Annotated in this window: 10 protein-coding genes and 1 riboswitch; of the genes, 5 read left to right on the forward strand and 5 right to left on the reverse strand. The window is 36.8% G+C overall.

Going from position 1 to position 17,090, the window contains the following annotated elements:
* Positions 1-57 precede the first annotated feature (57 nt).
* The gene (locus BC008_RS00820) at positions 58-1,521 is read right to left on the reverse strand and encodes an FAD-binding protein (protein ID WP_027843557.1); all 1,464 of its coding nucleotides are present in this window, start codon (positions 1,519-1,521) and stop codon (positions 58-60) included.
* A gap of 531 nt (positions 1,522-2,052) precedes the next feature.
* On the opposite strand from BC008_RS00820, the gene BC008_RS00825 reads away from it, so the two are divergent.
* Positions 2,053-2,229, forward strand: a complete 177-nt coding sequence (locus tag BC008_RS00825; RefSeq protein ID WP_027843558.1) for a chlorophyll a/b-binding protein — start codon at positions 2,053-2,055, stop codon at positions 2,227-2,229.
* 252 nt (positions 2,230-2,481) lie between these two features.
* Here BC008_RS00825 and BC008_RS49210 read toward each other — a convergent pair whose 3' ends face one another.
* Entirely contained in the window at positions 2,482-2,634 is a 153-nt protein-coding gene (locus BC008_RS49210; RefSeq protein ID WP_161938058.1) for an ABC-2 transporter permease, read from the reverse strand.
* A 237-nt stretch (positions 2,635-2,871) separates the two neighbouring features.
* Positions 2,872-3,051: riboswitch (cobalamin riboswitch) on the forward strand.
* Positions 3,052-3,072: 21 nt separating this feature from the next.
* Here BC008_RS49210 and BC008_RS00830 point away from each other — a divergent pair.
* A complete protein-coding gene (locus BC008_RS00830; protein WP_027843559.1) occupies positions 3,073-3,498 on the forward strand; it encodes a DUF1636 domain-containing protein in 426 nt (141 codons plus the stop codon).
* Positions 3,499-3,645: 147 nt separating this feature from the next.
* The gene (locus BC008_RS00835; RefSeq protein ID WP_027843560.1) at positions 3,646-4,182 is read left to right on the forward strand and encodes a GNAT family N-acetyltransferase; all 537 of its coding nucleotides are present in this window, start codon (positions 3,646-3,648) and stop codon (positions 4,180-4,182) included.
* 143 nt (positions 4,183-4,325) lie between these two features.
* Here BC008_RS00835 and BC008_RS00840 read toward each other — a convergent pair whose 3' ends face one another.
* Together BC008_RS00840 and BC008_RS00845 are read right to left on the reverse strand one after the other, a co-directional pair.
* Positions 4,326-4,676, reverse strand: coding sequence for a 4a-hydroxytetrahydrobiopterin dehydratase (locus tag BC008_RS00840; protein WP_027843561.1), 351 nt, complete (start codon positions 4,674-4,676; stop codon positions 4,326-4,328).
* Between the two features lie 376 nt (positions 4,677-5,052).
* The gene (locus BC008_RS00845) at positions 5,053-6,030 is read right to left on the reverse strand and encodes a sucrase ferredoxin (protein ID WP_027843562.1); all 978 of its coding nucleotides are present in this window, start codon (positions 6,028-6,030) and stop codon (positions 5,053-5,055) included.
* Positions 6,031-7,816: 1,786 nt separating this feature from the next.
* Between BC008_RS00845 and BC008_RS00855 the strand changes: the two genes are divergently transcribed.
* The gene (locus BC008_RS00855; RefSeq protein WP_153009499.1) at positions 7,817-9,325 is read left to right on the forward strand and encodes a hypothetical protein; all 1,509 of its coding nucleotides are present in this window, start codon (positions 7,817-7,819) and stop codon (positions 9,323-9,325) included.
* A gap of 76 nt (positions 9,326-9,401) precedes the next feature.
* A complete protein-coding gene (locus tag BC008_RS00860) occupies positions 9,402-10,529 on the forward strand; it encodes a DUF1822 family protein (protein WP_027843563.1) in 1,128 nt (375 codons plus the stop codon).
* Between the two features lie 235 nt (positions 10,530-10,764).
* Here the strand turns inward: BC008_RS00860 and BC008_RS00865 are convergent, their stop codons facing one another.
* Positions 10,765-16,407 carry an nSTAND1 domain-containing NTPase gene (locus tag BC008_RS00865; RefSeq protein ID WP_058182954.1) on the reverse strand — a complete coding sequence of 1,881 codons (5,643 nt, stop codon included), beginning with the start codon at positions 16,405-16,407 and terminating at the stop codon, positions 10,765-10,767.
* Positions 16,408-17,090 lie beyond the last annotated feature (683 nt).

Consider the following 17,090-nt stretch of genomic DNA (forward strand, 5'->3'; position numbering starts at 1 on the left):
AAATAAGTCACAATTCCTCTCATTATCAGTGCTGTACCAGAAAGATTCTTGTGTCATTTATTGATTGAAAATTCCCTGACCAGGAGTCAGAATATTTTTGGGATCGAGGGATACTTTTTGCCGTCGAAATTTATTCCAGCTTCGAGCAAAGTGTTCTATCCAGTCTTGTGGGCTGAATGGAAATGCGCTAATGCGGTAGCTCTTACCTCCTTGGTCTCGTGCTTGTTCAAATAAGGAGCGATTGGCAGCCACCATTGCTTGAACAGTATTTGGATCATCGGATGGAGCAGTGCGAAGAATACTGAAAAGATAAATGATCTCCTCAGACGGAACTTTAATAAAGGGACGGGTTAACTTACTGCGCAGAAATGGATACAACAAAATTGGTCCATTTACATCTGTGGATTTTAGATTTTGCAGCACTTGGTGAATATAAGATTCCACTTTTGAATTAGGAATGAAAAGATCTAGCCAAGGATGAGGAAACTGCCAAACACCACTTTCTTGTAAAGCAGCGACAAGCGGTGCTAGGCGATTTTGCCAGTCGAAATAACTAAATTCATCAATAGTCGTTCCACCATCAGGACTCAAGCCATCTAGCAATGAATCGCTGGGAGCTTGGGGTGGGGTATAGTAACTGGCAGCCTCTAAGAGATAGGTCCAGCCTGTTGTAGATGAAGGGTTTGCAATTACTTGCCCTTCGAGATAGTTAAATCGACCATCTGTGACAGCTTGATTTTGGTCTGCGATGTACTGTTGCAGACTTGTATAAGAAAGTTGATAAACTCTGGCATGGGTAGGAGCCCCAATTAGAGGTAGAGTTGTTTGGGTGATAATGCCAAATTGACCTAGACCTCCAATAAGTGAATTAAATAAACTAGGCTTTTTGTTTAGGGAAGATACAGTTGAAACACCTTTGCCAAGTATTGCTTGCACTTCTAATACGTTGTCGGCAAACAAACCAAACTTTTGTGTATGCCCTCCAATACCACCAACCTGTAAAAGCCCTCCTACAGATAGTCCAAGGTAATCAGGAAACACCTTAGGAGTTAATCCTTGAGCTAAAGTTGCCTTCAAAAGATCCAGTATCAGTACACCTGGTTCCACAATGACTTGTGTGGAACTAATGTGATGAATCTTATTTAAGGTTTTGGAGTCAATGACCACACCAGCATCAACTTGAGCTTGACCATAAGTGGTGTGTCCTTGTCCTCGCATTGCAACTTTGATTCCAAATCTGTTGGCGTAACGAATTATTTTTGCAATATCCCTTTTAGAACCTGGTTGTAATACCGCCATGGGGGTTTTTTTAATGATATGACCGAAATCATCAGCTACAGCAGCTAAAGATTCAGGGTCGAGTAAAAGTTGACCATCTAAATTAGGAATGGTGATTGAACTGGTAGATTGGGCTTGTACGTCAGTAATCCATAATTTCTCTACCGGGTCAAATGCTATGACACCAATAGTTGCCGTTGTTCCTATTAGTATGTCTCGACGCTTAATCCTTCCAGTATTCATGTTTAATAAAGTCTTAATACTAAAATAGTTTTAAAAAATTCCAACAAACAGGCGTGTAACTCGATCAAAAATCTGCCTGGATTGTAAATTTACCAAATCTCCAATTTCAAGAATTTTCCATGTAACTTAATGAAAGAAATGAGGTAGTAATTTCCATGTAGTGAAACCTAAATATTAATTACTTAGTAAGTTGGTAATTTGAAAGAATGTACTTATGAATTTGCTAAACCTTGACTTCGATAAAATGCCACTAAGGATTGGAGCATTATGTGGTTTCATAATCGCTGTTGGAATTTTGTCAACCGGTCAAAATATTTTTGCAACATAAGCAAATACATTTTATACAAGCTTTTCAATAGATATCAGCTAAAAATGGATAAACTTCGACCGCAGCGCGTAGCGATCGCAGTTAATTTAATCATAATTATAGTTAATAAGTATATAAACTCATTTACATTTATTAATAAAAATTCGCTATACTCTGAAATGTAAATTAACAAATTATGTTTTCTCCACTTTGGAGTCGCTATTATGCAAGATACAACCAAAACCGCAACTTCCGAACCCGGTAATAATGCTTGGCGTTGGGGCTTTACTCCCCAAGCTGAAACTTGGAATGGTCGTTTGGCAATGCTAGGCTTTTTAGCTGCTGCTTTGATTGAAGTATTCTCTGGTCAAGGTTTTCTCCACTTCTGGGGTATTCTGTAAGTCTTAATTTCTATAAGTCTTAACTCAGACAATATCAGACAGTAGATGAAGGGTAGTGTTTAATTATAATTACCTTTCATCTATTTACAAATATCCCTAAGAAGTTTAATTATTATTTTGCTACAAAATAACATAAGAAAGCACAACTTGTAGAATTGTTTTATAGATCGCTTTGATAGGCTTTTATTGCAAGGGTACTGAACACAGCAGTCAGTAAAAAACTCCATAGCAAAGCTTTCAAGAGTTCAACTGTCACCGACCACCAGAGGAAAGAGTACGAAGCGCCTGAACTGCAGAAGAAACCGGATTAAATTCTACAAAGCCCTGAAGCCATTCTGGAAAACCTTCTTTTGGTACATAACCGATACTCAAGAAAGTAAGAAGCAGCAACCAAGGAATCATCACATCTTGAATCGCCTCTGCAGTTATTGCGTACTGTAGGTATTACTTTTAAGCGCGAAGCGCAGGCTACGCCAACAAAAATCAAATATGAGTCCTATATGTTGTCAATAAAAGATTGTGAATAAATATCTTTATTATAGGAATTAGTTTTTTATTTTGTTGCAACTATTGAAGAGTCTAAAATTATTATCGTCAGAAATTCCTATTAATAATTTGATAACTTCAATCATCTTTATGTTACCTTAAACAAATAATGTTGGTTCTAATGGAAATTAGCCATTAGAGGTAACGGGGAAAGTTTGGTGTAATTCCAACACTGTCCCGCAGCTGTGATGAGGTCAGTTAAATGAAATCTTGTTTCATTTAATCTCTAGATCAAAATCTCTGAGTCAGAATGCCCGCCAACAAAAACATAACTTAGCTACAGTCTACGAGGTATAGATGGAAGCCCAACATACTATGTTTGTCTGCACCACCTGCGCCAGTGTATGGGAAGATGGAAAACGCATCGGTGAAAGTGGTGGCGAAAAATTATTTCAGCAATTGCAACGAGAACATCAAAACTGGGAACTAAAAGGAAGCTTTGCGATCGCACCAGTTAAATGCATGAGTGCATGTAACCGCTCCTGTACAATTTCTTTTGCTTTTCCAGGGAAGTCAACATATCTTTTCGGTGACCTTTCCTCTGAGCTATCAGAACAAGAAGTTGCAGGAGTGTTTGAATGTGCTAGCAAATATTACGCTCATACAGAAGGTTTGTTACCTTGGGCACAGAGGTCTGAACCTCTTAAGAAAGGTATTTTAGCAAAAATTCCAGCGCCAGTAGTAACAGCGGTCGAGGAAGCTGAAATGAGCGTAACAGCATAATTTATTTTTGATTTATTCTGCCGGTTCGTAGTTACGCTCTAGTGCTCTAGGGTAAATCCTAAGTAAATGAGTACTGTCTACCCTAGAGATAGTTGCAGCTGTTAACTGCATATGAAAAGCTGATAGCAGCTATGAACCGAATCTGAAATGAATATTCCCCGAATAGAAACCAAACGATTAATATTGCGCGGTTTTCAAGAAAAAGATCTCGATCCATACACCGAGATGTGCAATGACTCCGATGTGATGCGTTATATCGGTACAGGAATAACTCTATCTCGAGCGGAAGCTTGGCGCAATATGGCAATGATTATTGGTCATTGGTACCTACGGGGTTATGGTTTGTGGGCTGTAGAAGAACGTCAAACCGGAGAAATGATCGGTAGGATTGGTTGTTGGAATCCCGAAGGCTGGGTTGATTTTGAAGTTGGTTGGATGCTACGTAAAGCTTATTGGGGTAAAGGTTTTGCCACAGAAGCCGCTCGAGTTGTAATGGACTATGCTTTTACAAGTTTGCATCAGCCTCGAGTTATCAGTTTAATTCTTCCTGAAAATCTGGCTTCTCAACGCTTAGCTCTAAGACTAGGGGAAAAATTGGAAGGAAACACAGAAATATTAGGCAATAAAGTCAGAATTTACGGAATTTCCCGAGAAAAATGGCAAGCGATTAAAAGTAAGAATTAAGAAGTAAGAATTAAGAAGTAAGAATTCAAAAGTCAAAAATCTTTCTTCTCTTGATATCTCATGAGAACCCAGTCTCTGGAGTTCTGGGTTTATTTCTTCGATCAACAATCAATGACCAATTACCAATTACCAATTACCAATGACTATTTAACCAATTGTTCAGAAATTTTATCTGTTTTTGCAGCCATCACAAAATCATTTTGATGGAGACCACCAATATCATGGGTCCACCAAGTTACTGTGACTTTACCCCACTCAGTCAGTAAAGCTGGGTGATGTCCTTGATTTTCTGCTTCCTCACCAACTTTTTGAGTAAAAGCCAAAGCTTTCATAAAATTAGAAAACTTATAGCACTTTTCTAAACGTTTTTCTCCATCTTGTTCTTTTATTTCCCAATCTGTTACTTGTGCTTGATATTGTTTTATTTCTTCGTCATTTAACTTGGAACTATTTCCCGAACAAGCAACACATTTTTGTTGTGAGAGATCTGCCATTGTTTTAACCTCGATTTACTACCTAGTGAGATTGGGTATCTCACTTTGAGAATTTATACTTTTACGATTGATTCTGCAATCTCTCTGTAGTCACAAATTAGCGACTGCTTACCAGTAAGAAGGGATAAAATATTTGTCAGCTTTCGGTTCAGAAGCCAAAAAAATTATCCATAAAAATGGATAATTAATCTTACGGTTATAGGATTTGATTTACTTATAATCTAGCTATAAGTTTATCAACTATATTTTTATATTCCATTTGTTCGCGTGCGTAATCGTTTTTTAAAGCAATGAATTTTATAAAGTTGTGATAGCACCTACGGATATTATCCTGTGCTACAAAATTGGAATACTTCCCTTTACTCCCAAGAAAATATTATGCAACACAAGTGGCTGATTGACTTGAAGTTAATGTTAGACTTGCGACGCTATATTTGGCACAAGTAATTTTTTCTGTTGCATTACAAGCGGCTTGTAAAGTTATACTTTTGAAATCATCTTTTACCAACTTTGCTTTAAAAGTATGTAGGGATTCATCTGGCTTTTCAAAACTTAGTCTAGCTTGGAAAATACAACCATCGGGACTTTCTTTTAAGATTTTAGCTTCAACTTTGTAATTGAACCAGTCCCACCCATGAACAAGCATTAATTCTCTTTCTAAAACTTGAATTGGTCTTGGCAAAAATCCCCAACCTCGATAAACTTTAATTAAATTTTCAATCTCGCCACTACGGGTCAAAATAGATTGAAATGAATTTAAGTCAAGTTTGCCATAGTATCTACCATCGGGTAGATCTATCATAGTTGGTGCAAACCTATGTCCTCCAAAATGGCTTGATTTCCAAATTCTCACATTTTTCAAGCCCATTTCGGTAATTTTATTCGATGCATGGAAGTAAAATCGACCACCATACCTCGCACAACATTTGTCATGGCTACCATGAGTACAAATGAGAAAATCTCGGGTGATATCCGTACTTACTTCATATCTGGAAGGTTTTCCCTTTAACCATTTTTTTATGGTTGTTGCCGCTTGCTCAATATTTTCTAATTTAAATTCTCGTTTGCTGTAACCGTTCCCTAAACCTTTATTACTTTCATAAATTAAAAGCGTAGTAGAATCTACTTTATGGGATATATTATTAGCAATCAGCAAAAATCGAATTGGTAGTTCGGCTTTCTTACATTCTTTAACTAAAACACTTAAATTCTCAGGTACCCATTTAGAATGAAAAGCTGATGACATCCAAGGCTGAGGACATTCAATCAAAATATAAGTTTGATTATTGGTTGCAGTTCCAATCAGTTCTTCTCCTTGTTTTCGTGAATTATCAGCACAAAAGAAATTGCTCATTTTTACCCTTTGAAATTGAATAAGTTATGTCTAAACAAACAAAAAATTAAAAATTCACTACAAATCTGACTAATTATAGTATCCTTAGATTATGTAATTAACTTCAGGCAAATAGGGTAGAATTACATAATTTATTGACCAAAATTACTTAAAAAATTCACTACCAATAAGCGTTCCTCCTGCATACTTTTAGGGAAAAGGATAGAAGGTTATTTAAATACAATTTTTCTAAATAATTAGTATTAGGTTTTTTTTTGAAATAATACTCATAAAATGTTCTTTTGATAAAGCAGATTATTTGCTTCAATAGATGCTTGACAGAAAATTTATTGGGTTTGTGCATAACAGCCTTTTGACAATCGGTCAACCCAATACTTGGGGTATCTGAATTTTCGTCCTTTCGGTATAACCCTTATCTTCCAAGTGCTAACGCTAATTTTCTTTAAAAAGAGAAAATACGTTAAACTCAAAAAAGTAATGTGGAGATTTGAAGGGGCAACACCAAAATAATGAGCCCAAGTTTCTATTACCATCATAACTAAATCTTTCATAAATTAGATATTTTTCTCAATTAACGTTGTGGCTGTTTATCCACTTCATCATCTATTTGTGCCTTATTATCACTGGCTGCTTTTATTAGGGTTACAAAACAGCATTTATTTAAGTGATATTATTTAATGCTAGTTTTTGTCAACTGTATCGCGAATGATTCTTGGTTTAATTTGTACGTAGGTTATACTTTTCAAAGTTGATAGTAAAAATTTTCAATTATTTACCGATCCTGGGTCTTTTATATATCCAAAGCTTTTGAGTAAAAATGCCTAATGGTGCAACAATTAGAGTGAATAGAACGCTCACTCAAAAAATATTATCCTTCTAAATTCGTCTTACCCCCTGAAACTCTATTGATAATTATTATCAATTTTTTCTGCCAAGAACCTGGTAAATTAAAAATTCCTATGGAATTTAGCAGTATTGATAATTTCTAGCTTTTAATGCTGCAATATCGATTTTTTGTTGTAAAAGGCTAAATTACTTAAAAAATCGATTGTTAACTTGGGTGTTCACCTCCTTTCTTATGCTAATTTATGGAGTATTTGGCAAGTATAGTAGATGAGAAAGATTGTTTTAGTTATATATTCAACTTTTTAGTCATTCTGACATTGATACCCAAAACCGGAATTAATACTAGTAAAGTCTTTACTAGGTATCAACCATATGACCGAAAATAATGGGATACAAGCCCCGTCCTTAAGCGGACAGCTTTATATTTCTTCCAAATTCTTCTATTAACTCGCTAACACTAATACCACGCCTACTTGCTTCTTCCTTCATGTTTCCCCAAACAGAATGAAAAGTATGGTTAGCCCATATTTGCTAATCAACAGAAAATCTTAGTTTCAGTCCAAGAAATTAGTCTTATTCCTATAAGAAGTTACCCAATTGAGTGAAAGGGGGAGTGTGGGAAGAGAAGGAGGCGTTTTTGTGGGAAATCACCTCGATCGCTAAGAAGAAATTCAAAAAATATAGTTTAATTTAATATCCTAGTTGCGCAATCTATGTAGGAAAGCATAAAAAAATGTATGGGTCGTCAAAAATGCACCTATACAGATACATGGGTTCAAAATCTTAGTAAAAAGACGCCAGTAACAAAATCGGCTTTCTTGTGGCTACCATGTTTCATAAATTGTCTAACTTACCCAGTTTATACATTACAAGTTGTGTTCTTGTTAAAAAAAAATTTATTGAGAACACACAAAATAATAAGATGCTAGCTCAAGGAACTATGGTTACCACATCAAGATATTGGAATATTTGCGTCATTAGCCCTCCAATGTATGAAAAAAGTAGAGTGAGAGGTGGTTATAAAGATGTCAAGCTAAATTTAGCAGAAGAATTCTTTAAAGTTCAGTTTCCGGACTTAGCTGTCTTAGAAAATCTTCCTAGTGAAGATGAAAGATATGTCCAAAGGATTTTGTGGCAAATTTTCTATCATGGCGAGACTATTAGAGAGCGCGCTTTAGCCGGATTATGTCTCAGGTGCTATATATCCCAGAATATCTTAATTGCTTGTCGTAAAATCGCAGCTTATAAGCCCGGAAATGAAAGACCGTTTACGTACGTCGATTTACTCCCATTCGTCCTCAACGATGATGGTAAGACCCTCATCGTTTTGGACAGAGATGGGAAAAATCAAATCATGTTAGGTGCTAATGGGGAATCTCGCTTACTGGAAAAGGAAGGAAGGTTTTTTAGTGTTGAGATTATTCGAACATATAATCCCGAACTGAGCAAAAGTCAAAAGCTAGATAATTGGGTAATGAGACGGACTCCCCAGTGTCTTGAATTGAAGAAATATCTGTGGAGTTTTGGATATCGTACTCCTAGTGATTGGGCATTACTATGTAGGGATATTCCTAAGACCCTTGAGCCTCTTTTAGAGGTTAGCGATCGCAAGATTGTAGAAGTTTTTCATGCTGTTTATCGTCGCGACAGACTAAACTCGGGAAAGCAAGGATTATCTTCAGAACCGACAACAAAACAATTGCAGGAAATGATCCATTTACTGGGTCGTCAGGATCTTGTTTTTTCTACCCAAATACTTATTTATAATCTCAGAAGAATCGCGGATATTTTACGTCAAGATAAGCTTTCCAAAGAAACAGGAAGTCCGAGAACAGAATCAACGGAAATACCTGAGTATTCGGGTAATAATTTTATGCTTAATCCAAGTAATTATATACCCAACCCAAATTTACCACCTTCTTATAGTAACGATCCTGAAAAAATGGAATATCAGGATTTGCAAAATCTCTGTTCTGACTTAGCTATAGAAGTTTTATCTCAAGCAATCGCCCAAAAAATTGAGCAGAAAAAATTATCTTTAGCAAAAAGAAAAAAATACGCCTATTTTGCAGAAAAATTCCCGGAAGGACTACGGCTATATTACCAAGAAAAAAATCCTCGCAACTTAGGTGAAATTGCAAAATTATGGGGTATTGAATGGCATAAAGCCCGCAGAATTTTTAATTTAAGAGAACTTTTGACTGATATTCAATATTTAAGTGAGGAAATTTTTATGAATAAAATTATCCAACAACAGATAGATTCGCGTTTACAATTGGTATCCCAAGACCCAGATTATCTTAAGGAGGTGGCTGAGGCAATTAGAGGTTTTATCTACGATCTCGCTTTTGAAGAAGCATTTTCTGAAATTTTTACCCCTAAAAACCAAAGTAGAAATAGTTTATTTGCCCAATTGTTACGACAGTATCTCGACAATTCCAGATATTAATTGATAATCAATTAATTAATATTATTAACCACCAAAGAAGATTCATTTACTGTATATGAGAAATAAGGAAAGGAATATGATAAAATCATCGTTACCAATTCCCAGAAAACTAGCATCGCGACTAAAAATTATTGGTTTAGAACCAGAGGATTTTGAGAAAGCGAGAGAAATAAGTCAGGAAGTTAATGACGAACGATGTCGATGGCAAACTTATTTAAATGCATTAGCCTTATTAGGCTTTGCTGAATGGTTACAAGGGCAAATTCCAAATGTAAAAATAAATTCAGATAAATGCTCAGTATTACAACCTGAATGTACAACTAGCAGTAATACTATTTATCACCTACAAGTCGGTGCTTTTAAATTATGTTTAATCGTTGTTTATGAATTAAAGCATGAGTCTTTGAAGATAGCTCATGAATCAATTCAAGAAGTTAATCTAGCTTCACAATTTTATGTGTTAATTGAAGTTTTAGAGGAACAAGAAGAACTAATAGTTCATGGATTTATACGTTACGACGAAATTGCAAAATACCATCAATCGCTCCAGGGAGAATTAGAGGGAGTAAATTATGGTAAAGATTTCAGTGTACCCCTCTCTTGCTTCGATCCGGAGGTAAATAATCTGTTGCTATATACCCGGTTTTTGAAAGTAAATGCGATTCCTTTACCGGGGTATGGGCATAGTATAATAGATGCCACAAACAAGAAAATCAAGTCTTTGGTTGATATTGGTAAATGGTTGGGCGGAATTTTTGATGAAGGTTGGCAATCTTTAGAGGATTTTTACCCTCCTAGTTTATATTGGGAGGAACGTAAATCTTTATCTTGGGGACCTGCTCGAAGTAAATTCAAAAGTACTCAAAATCTTGAAATAACAGGGAGTAAAAAATACGATTTAGGGCTGAAATTAAAAAATAAAAAAGTCGCTTTAGTGATTCGCGTAAAACCTGATGATGAACTTAAAGATGAGAAAGATGTAATCGTACAGGTTTGTCCTGATGAGGTGCAGCAATATCTCCCACAAAACTTGAAGCTCAAAGTCATACTTAACCCAGATACTGAAAACTCAGACACTGAAGAAGTAATTGCAAGAAGTTCTGATAATTTTATTCAACTAGAGTTTAATGAATCTCCAGGGAAACAATTCAAAGTTGAAATTAGTTATGAAGAACTGGCTATAGTCGAGCAATTTGTGTTGTAACAATTACTTTTAAGTCAATTATATTAATTTGTAAGGATTGGTAATGGATAATTGGTGGTAACGCATGACCGATCCCAATCAAAAGCTGTAGTAGATCGCAAATAAGTGAGGTAAAGTTAAGCCCCAAAGGTAGAGATCGAGTGGGTTCAAAGAGTGTTCTACTCCTGACTCCTGATTACTGTTAGCAAAGCGGGGCGCGACCTAGCGTAAGCGTACTGTAAGTATTGCGCATAATTTAGCGGTAAAAGTTAACTTCACCACATAAATATCGCTCGTTCTCATTGACATCAGGATTGTTTCGCAGATACCCACGTATTAAGTTACATCCTTCGTCAATCAAATCTACTAGATCGAAGTTCCATAGCATCACTTTACCGTGACTTGATGAAGAAACAATTGTTTTGCCGTCGGGAGAGAAGCTGACGCTACGAACCCAACTGTCATTTCCTTTTAGGGCTTTGATTTCCCGACCGGTCTTTGCATCCCACAGTCGCAACTTACGGTCAGCAGATCCAGAGGCAATAATATTACCATCTGGGGAAAAGCTGACGCTGATTACCTTGTCGGAATGTCCTCTGAGGGTTTTAATTTCTTTACCTGTGTGGGTGTCCCAAAGTTTTATTGTGTTATCAACCGCTCCAGAGGCTAAGATTTTACCGTCGGGGGAAAAGCTAAGACTTCTAACTTCCCCTGAATGTCCTTTGAGGATATGAATTTCCCTTCTAGTGGAAAGATTCCAAACTCTAATGGTATTTTCATTAGAATTAAATGCGATAGTCTCACTGTCTGGGGAAAATTCTAGTGTTCTTACCCTTGTAGCTTGACTTTTATCGTTCTTAATTTGTTCCGGAATTAAAAGATTCCATATTTTGATGGTTCCATCCCTATTCCATATCGTTACGCTACCATCATCTGTACCAGAAGCAATCATTTTTCCGTTGGGGGAAAAGTTAACAGTATTTACTCCGCTAGCATGTTTTAAGGTTCTAATTTCTTTACCTGTAGAACTATTCCATAGCCTCACGGTGCGATCGCAAGATGCAGAAGCAATTATTTTTCCGTCGCTGGAGTAATCAATATCATTGATGGAACTGGAATGAAGCTTGATGTTTTCTTTTCTTCCCCCACTTTCAACATCCCGCAGTTTGACGCTACCATCACGGGAGGCAGATATAATATTTTTTCCGTCAGATGAGAAATTAACACTGGTAATTGTTCTATGGTGTCCTCTAAGACTTCGTATCTGCTTTCCTGTGGAGGTATCCCATAATTTTACTGTTTTATCCTTGGACCCAGAAACTATGGTTTTACTGTCTGGGGAAAAACTAAGGGTAGTAACTGAACGAGAATGTCCCCCAAGAATTTGAATGTTTTCTCCTGTGTTCGAATTCCAAAGCTTAATGTTATTATCTGTCGAACCAGAGGCGAGGATTTTACCGTTGGGGGAAAAACTGAGGCTGGTAACTGGGTGAGAATGTCTTTTAATCGTTCTGATATTTCTTCCCGTATTGGGATCCCACAGTTGGATTGTGCCATTTTGTGAACCCGAAGCAACAATTTTCCCATTGGGGGAAAAACTGACACTACCAATTCGGTGAGAATCTCCAGTCAAAGTTTTAATTACTTCGCCTGTGTTAGGGTTCCAGAGTTTAATAGTTTGGTCAACAGAACCGGAAGCAATTATTTTGCTGTTGGGGGAAAAGCTAATGCTGCTTACTTCTCCTGAATGTCCTTTCAGGGTTTGAATTTGTTTTCCTGTATCGGTGTCCCAAATTTTTATGATATTTTCGTCAGAAATTGAGGCAATAATTTTCCCATTGGGGGAAAATCTAATTTCTCTAATGGGGCGGTCATGGGCTTTTAGAGTCCGAATTTCTTTCCCCGTAATCATTTCCCAGATTTTAATTATGCCCTGTTCTGTTCCAGAAGCAACTATTTTTCCCAATCCTTGGGAAGTTTCTACATCGACGGGAGATAAGCTAAAACCTCTAATTTCACCGGAATGACCTTTGAGGGTATGAATTTCTTCTCCTGTGTTCCGGTTCCAAATTTTCAGCATCCCTGCACGAGAACCGGACGCAATACCTTGAGCTAATCCCTGTGGTGTTGAAATGTTGATGGGAGAAAAACTGACACTAATAACTTCATATTCATGTTTTTTAAATTTTTTTCTTTTTTTAAGAATATTATTGTCAATAGTATTCCAAATCCTGATTGTACCGTCAATGGAACCAGAGGCAATAGTTTTACCATCGGGGGAAAAACTGGTGCTTCTGACTCGATTGGAATGTCCTTTAAAAGTCCTAATATTTTCCCAATTTTTAGTATCCCACAGTTTGAGAGTATAGTCATTGGAACCAGAAGCAATGGTCTTACCATCAGGTGAAAAGCTAACGCTATTAATTGCACCCCTATGATGTTTAAGGGTTTGAATTACTGTACCGGTATCAACTTCCCAAACTTTGATTGTGCGATCGCTCGAACCAGAAACAATTAATTGACCATTGGGAGAAAAGTTGGCATCAATTACTCCCCCCCTATGACCTTCCAGGGTTTTAATTTCTCTTCCTGTGGCTACATCCCAAAGTTTTATCGTGCTGTCACTCGAACCCGAAGCTAGTTTTTGACCATCGCTTGAGAAATTAACACTATAAACTTCATGTAAATGACCAGTGAGGGTTCTAATTTCTTCTCCTGTATCCACATCCCATAGCTTGACAGTAGCATCACTAGAACCCGAAGCAATAATTTTACCGTCTGGGGAGAAAGCAACACTAATAACTCTTGATGAATGACCGGTAAAAGTCTGGATCGTTTCTCCGGTTTCAACATCCCAAAGTTTAATTGTACTGTCAGCAGAACCAGAAACAATTGTTTTACTGTCTGGGGAAAAAGCAACATCAATTACCGCACTTTTATGACCAGAGAGAGTTTTGATTTCTTCTCCCGTATTCGGATTCCAAAGCTTGATGGTGAAATCTCCAGAGCCAGAAGCAATTAAATTCCCATCAGATGAAAAGTTAACACTAATAATATCCCTTAAGTGTCCCTTAAGGGTTTTAATTTGATACCCATAAACGGTTTGATTTAATGTGGATATTACCTGCATGCGGGTTTCAGAGGGGATCCACGGTTTCAAGATATTTTGCTGGAGTAATTTACCTGCTTTGATTGCTTCCGTTAAAGCTGCTTCGTGGTCATTCTGAGTGAATAACTTTTCCGCAATACTGCTTATTTTCTCAACTTCAGCATCAGTCCTACGAATTTCACTGATACCAGCAAAGGTGGAAACTAACATCAAACCACTAACCAATCCAGAAATAGTCAGGTGTCGTCCGCGTTTGTGTTTGCGTCGTTCTTTATTTCTTTGTCTGACACTAGCACAGATAAAATCTTGCTCTACTAACGTCAATTCCTCAGGACGTTGTTTTAACCAATCTTGAGCGACCGCCAATCGAGTACCTTGTAATAAGGCTTCTGGATCGTACTTTTTATTTTCCCATTGGCGTACTTCCGGTTTCAAACGTTCTTGCCAAATTCGAAACTCACGGTTGCGTTCGATCCAATCCCGTAAGGTCCCCCACTCCCGAATCAAGGCTTCATGGATAATTTCTACGGTTTCAACTTGATTTGTTTTATCCCATCCAGTTACTACTAAACGGCGATCAGCTAAGCATTTGACTAGATTCCAGTTATTTTCTCCTACTTCTGCACGAGTCGCCATCCGTTTGGTATCTTCCGTACCCTCCCCAGGACGTAGCAATTGAATAAATATCCGTTCGGCTTGTTGTTTTTCTGCAACAGATAGGGGCTGTAATACTGAATCTGCATATTTGGCTAGGGCTTTATCTAAACCACCAATTTCCCCATAAGCGCGATGAGTAAGATACCATTTATTTGGTTTTTGCCAAAGTTGCGTCAGGGTGAACTCCAACAAAGGTAAACGCCCTGGCTGCTTTCCTAGATCGTCAATTAACTTACTAGTTAACCCTTGTTCTAATTCTACCTTCATTTTTTCTGCCGGTTTTTCTATTGCTACCCGCAATTCAGAAGGTTTCATGGGGGTAAGTAACATTGGTGGGTATGTCTGCAAATTTTCACCCATTGGTTGATAATCCAGTACTTTCCCCATGAAATCAGCCCTGAGGGTGAACACTAAAGTAAAACCTGGAGTAAATTTAATTGCATAAAGTAATGTATTTAAAAACTTTTGACGCTGTTCTTGTGCAGCCAAAGTATATATTTCTTCAAATTGATCGGCAATTAATACTAAGCGTTCCAATGGGCTGGAGGTACTAGAATTGACGATGTTTTCCACAATTTTGCGTAATTTTTTCTCATCGTCATGCAGATCGATTTCCAATGCCAATTCCTTTAACCTATAACTGTTTCCTGTGGTGGTGTCCTCCTCTTTACTATGTTCTGGCTCTTGGGATTTATAGTGGGCGCTCAGAGCTACAGCTAGTGCATCAAAAGGATTTTTCCCCGGGCGAAAAGATACAATCTTCACTCGATGGTTATTTTTCAACTGAGGGACTAAACCCGCAAACACAACAGAAGATTTACCACTTCCAGAAGCCCCAACTACAGGAACTAAAGGTTTATTCAACACAGCTTTAACTAAATCTGCGATAAACCGATCTCTACCAAAGAATAATCCTGCATCTTCTTCTCGAAAAGCAGATAGACCCTTATAGGGAGAATCGGGAAGTTTACCGGTAAGTCCACCCAAATCTTCCCAGGTCGGTGGTGGTTCTGTAGTATTTTGACAGATAATCGGTAACCAGTTTACTCCTGGAAGTTGGTTTTTAGTATCTTCAATATCTTTAAGTTCTTGGAGTTTGATCCTTGCATCTCGCATGGAAGCAAATAAAGACTTACCCCGAGCAAAAGAAACCAGAAAATACTCGAGAAAATATTGAGCAATTTTATCTGGAACGGCTTCCCGCCAAACAATAATGTAAGGTAATTTCAAATCTGACAGTTGTTCGGCTAAACCAAGTCCATCGCAAGAATTGAAAATTGCTAATTTCAAACCTTTGGTATTCGATGCACCCGTAGGACTGATCGCTTCACGGAAAGTATTCCTAATTTCTGCAATACTTAAATTTTCTCGCTGATTAATTTCAATAGAAGCTACCTGATTTTTTCGATCCGTTTGACTATGGCCACTATAAAATAGAATATCGCAGGGTTCATCCCATAGCTGAATTAATTCTGGACGTTTTGGTTGTGAGAGCAAAATTAATTCTGCTCCCCGTGGCTTTAACTTTTCAATTAGTTTTTTATCGGTATCGATATCTATATTGCGACCATCACCAAAAATGCTGGTAATCCTAACTCTTCTAAATACTTCCTCATGTTTCTGGCTTGTAATTTTATGTTCTGATTCATTTAAATATAAAGCAACTTCTACACAGTAATTGCCTGGAAAATAGTCCCATTCTCGCCAGGGTAACCGATGCAAAATATCCTTGGTTAATTGAGATGTAATATCCTGAGTATTGATATTAAGTATAGTTTCTGAATCGAAATTTAATTCAATTAATGATTTTAATTGTAATTTTAGATTTGAAAGCCAATCATTTAATTGAAAACGTAAATCTTCGGCAAGTTGATCGCATTCTTGATATTCGTCAAACCAGGAAAAGTTAGTAGTTTGCTTAAGCTTAAAACCCATTCTCACAGGATTAACTAAGCTGGTGTAGCTGTTTTTCCATTTTTGATATGATACAGGGATTTCAGGTGCTGGAGGGAGTTGAATTTGTCGTGTGGTAGATTCGCTATTACTACTAATTATCTTTACAATGTTAATATTGTTACTAAAACCTCGTTCAAAACAACCATCACCAAACTTTAAACTTACTAAGTTTTGCATTTTTACATCCCTACTATCATTAATTTTGCACAAATCTTACTTTCGTCCCAAAGGTAGAATGTATTATCAGTGCAAGTTTGTTTTTTTACGTTTGTTTTTGTTAAAATAACTCGTCAGTGTTTGAATTATCACCAATAAATAAAGAATAGAATTTTAATTTATTATCCTAATATAGAACAGCTGTTTATTTACTTACTTTATGTTAACTATAGATAAAATATAATCTCCATCTAGTTGTAAAAATTAGACATGAATTAAACAAAAAGGAAAAGATAGTGACCTACACAATAAACTAAAAACTCAAGAGGGTAAATTATCTATCTCCAAACAAATGCAAGTGTATACAAATTTAGCCATTGAAAGACAAATCTAATTTAATGCTGCAGATAAATCAAATATTAATCTTATATCTCTGAAAAATATTACTAAATATTTAGATAAATAGAGACAAAATATCATAAATAAAGAAGGAAGAAGGTCAATTAGTTGGGGTTTTAAACCCACTTAGCTCAAGGAAGAAAGTATTTGGATGCGCCCGCAAGGCGTTCACGTAGTGCATACAAACGATTGTGGTATTTTTATTAAGTTTAATTCTTTTTACTAACGTAACCCTGGGCTAATATATTCCTTCTTCCTTTCGCCGTTTGCACGCAGCAAGCTGTTCACGTAGTGCGTCCAAACAC

The organism is Mastigocoleus testarum BC008 (genome assembly GCF_001456025.1).
Taxonomy (GTDB): Bacteria; Cyanobacteriota; Cyanobacteriia; order Cyanobacteriales; family Nostocaceae; genus Mastigocoleus; species Mastigocoleus testarum.

Excerpts from the sequence above, each read along its gene's own strand:
- BC008_RS00820 (WP_027843557.1), bottom strand. The coding sequence starts at position 1,521 with ATGAATACTGGAAGGATTAAGCGTCGAGACATACTAATAGGAACAACG.
- BC008_RS00825 (WP_027843558.1), top strand. The coding sequence starts at position 2,053 with ATGCAAGATACAACCAAAACCGCAACTTCCGAACCCGGTAATAATGCT.
- BC008_RS00830 (WP_027843559.1), top strand. The coding sequence starts at position 3,073 with ATGGAAGCCCAACATACTATGTTTGTCTGCACCACCTGCGCCAGTGTA.
- BC008_RS00835 (WP_027843560.1), top strand. The coding sequence starts at position 3,646 with ATGAATATTCCCCGAATAGAAACCAAACGATTAATATTGCGCGGTTTT.
- BC008_RS00840 (WP_027843561.1), bottom strand. The coding sequence starts at position 4,676 with ATGGCAGATCTCTCACAACAAAAATGTGTTGCTTGTTCGGGAAATAGT.
- BC008_RS00845 (WP_027843562.1), bottom strand. The coding sequence starts at position 6,030 with ATGAGCAATTTCTTTTGTGCTGATAATTCACGAAAACAAGGAGAAGAA.
- BC008_RS00855 (WP_153009499.1), top strand. The coding sequence starts at position 7,817 with ATGGTTACCACATCAAGATATTGGAATATTTGCGTCATTAGCCCTCCA.
- BC008_RS00860 (WP_027843563.1), top strand. The coding sequence starts at position 9,402 with ATGATAAAATCATCGTTACCAATTCCCAGAAAACTAGCATCGCGACTA.
- BC008_RS00865 (WP_058182954.1), bottom strand. The coding sequence starts at position 16,407 with ATGCAAAACTTAGTAAGTTTAAAGTTTGGTGATGGTTGTTTTGAACGA.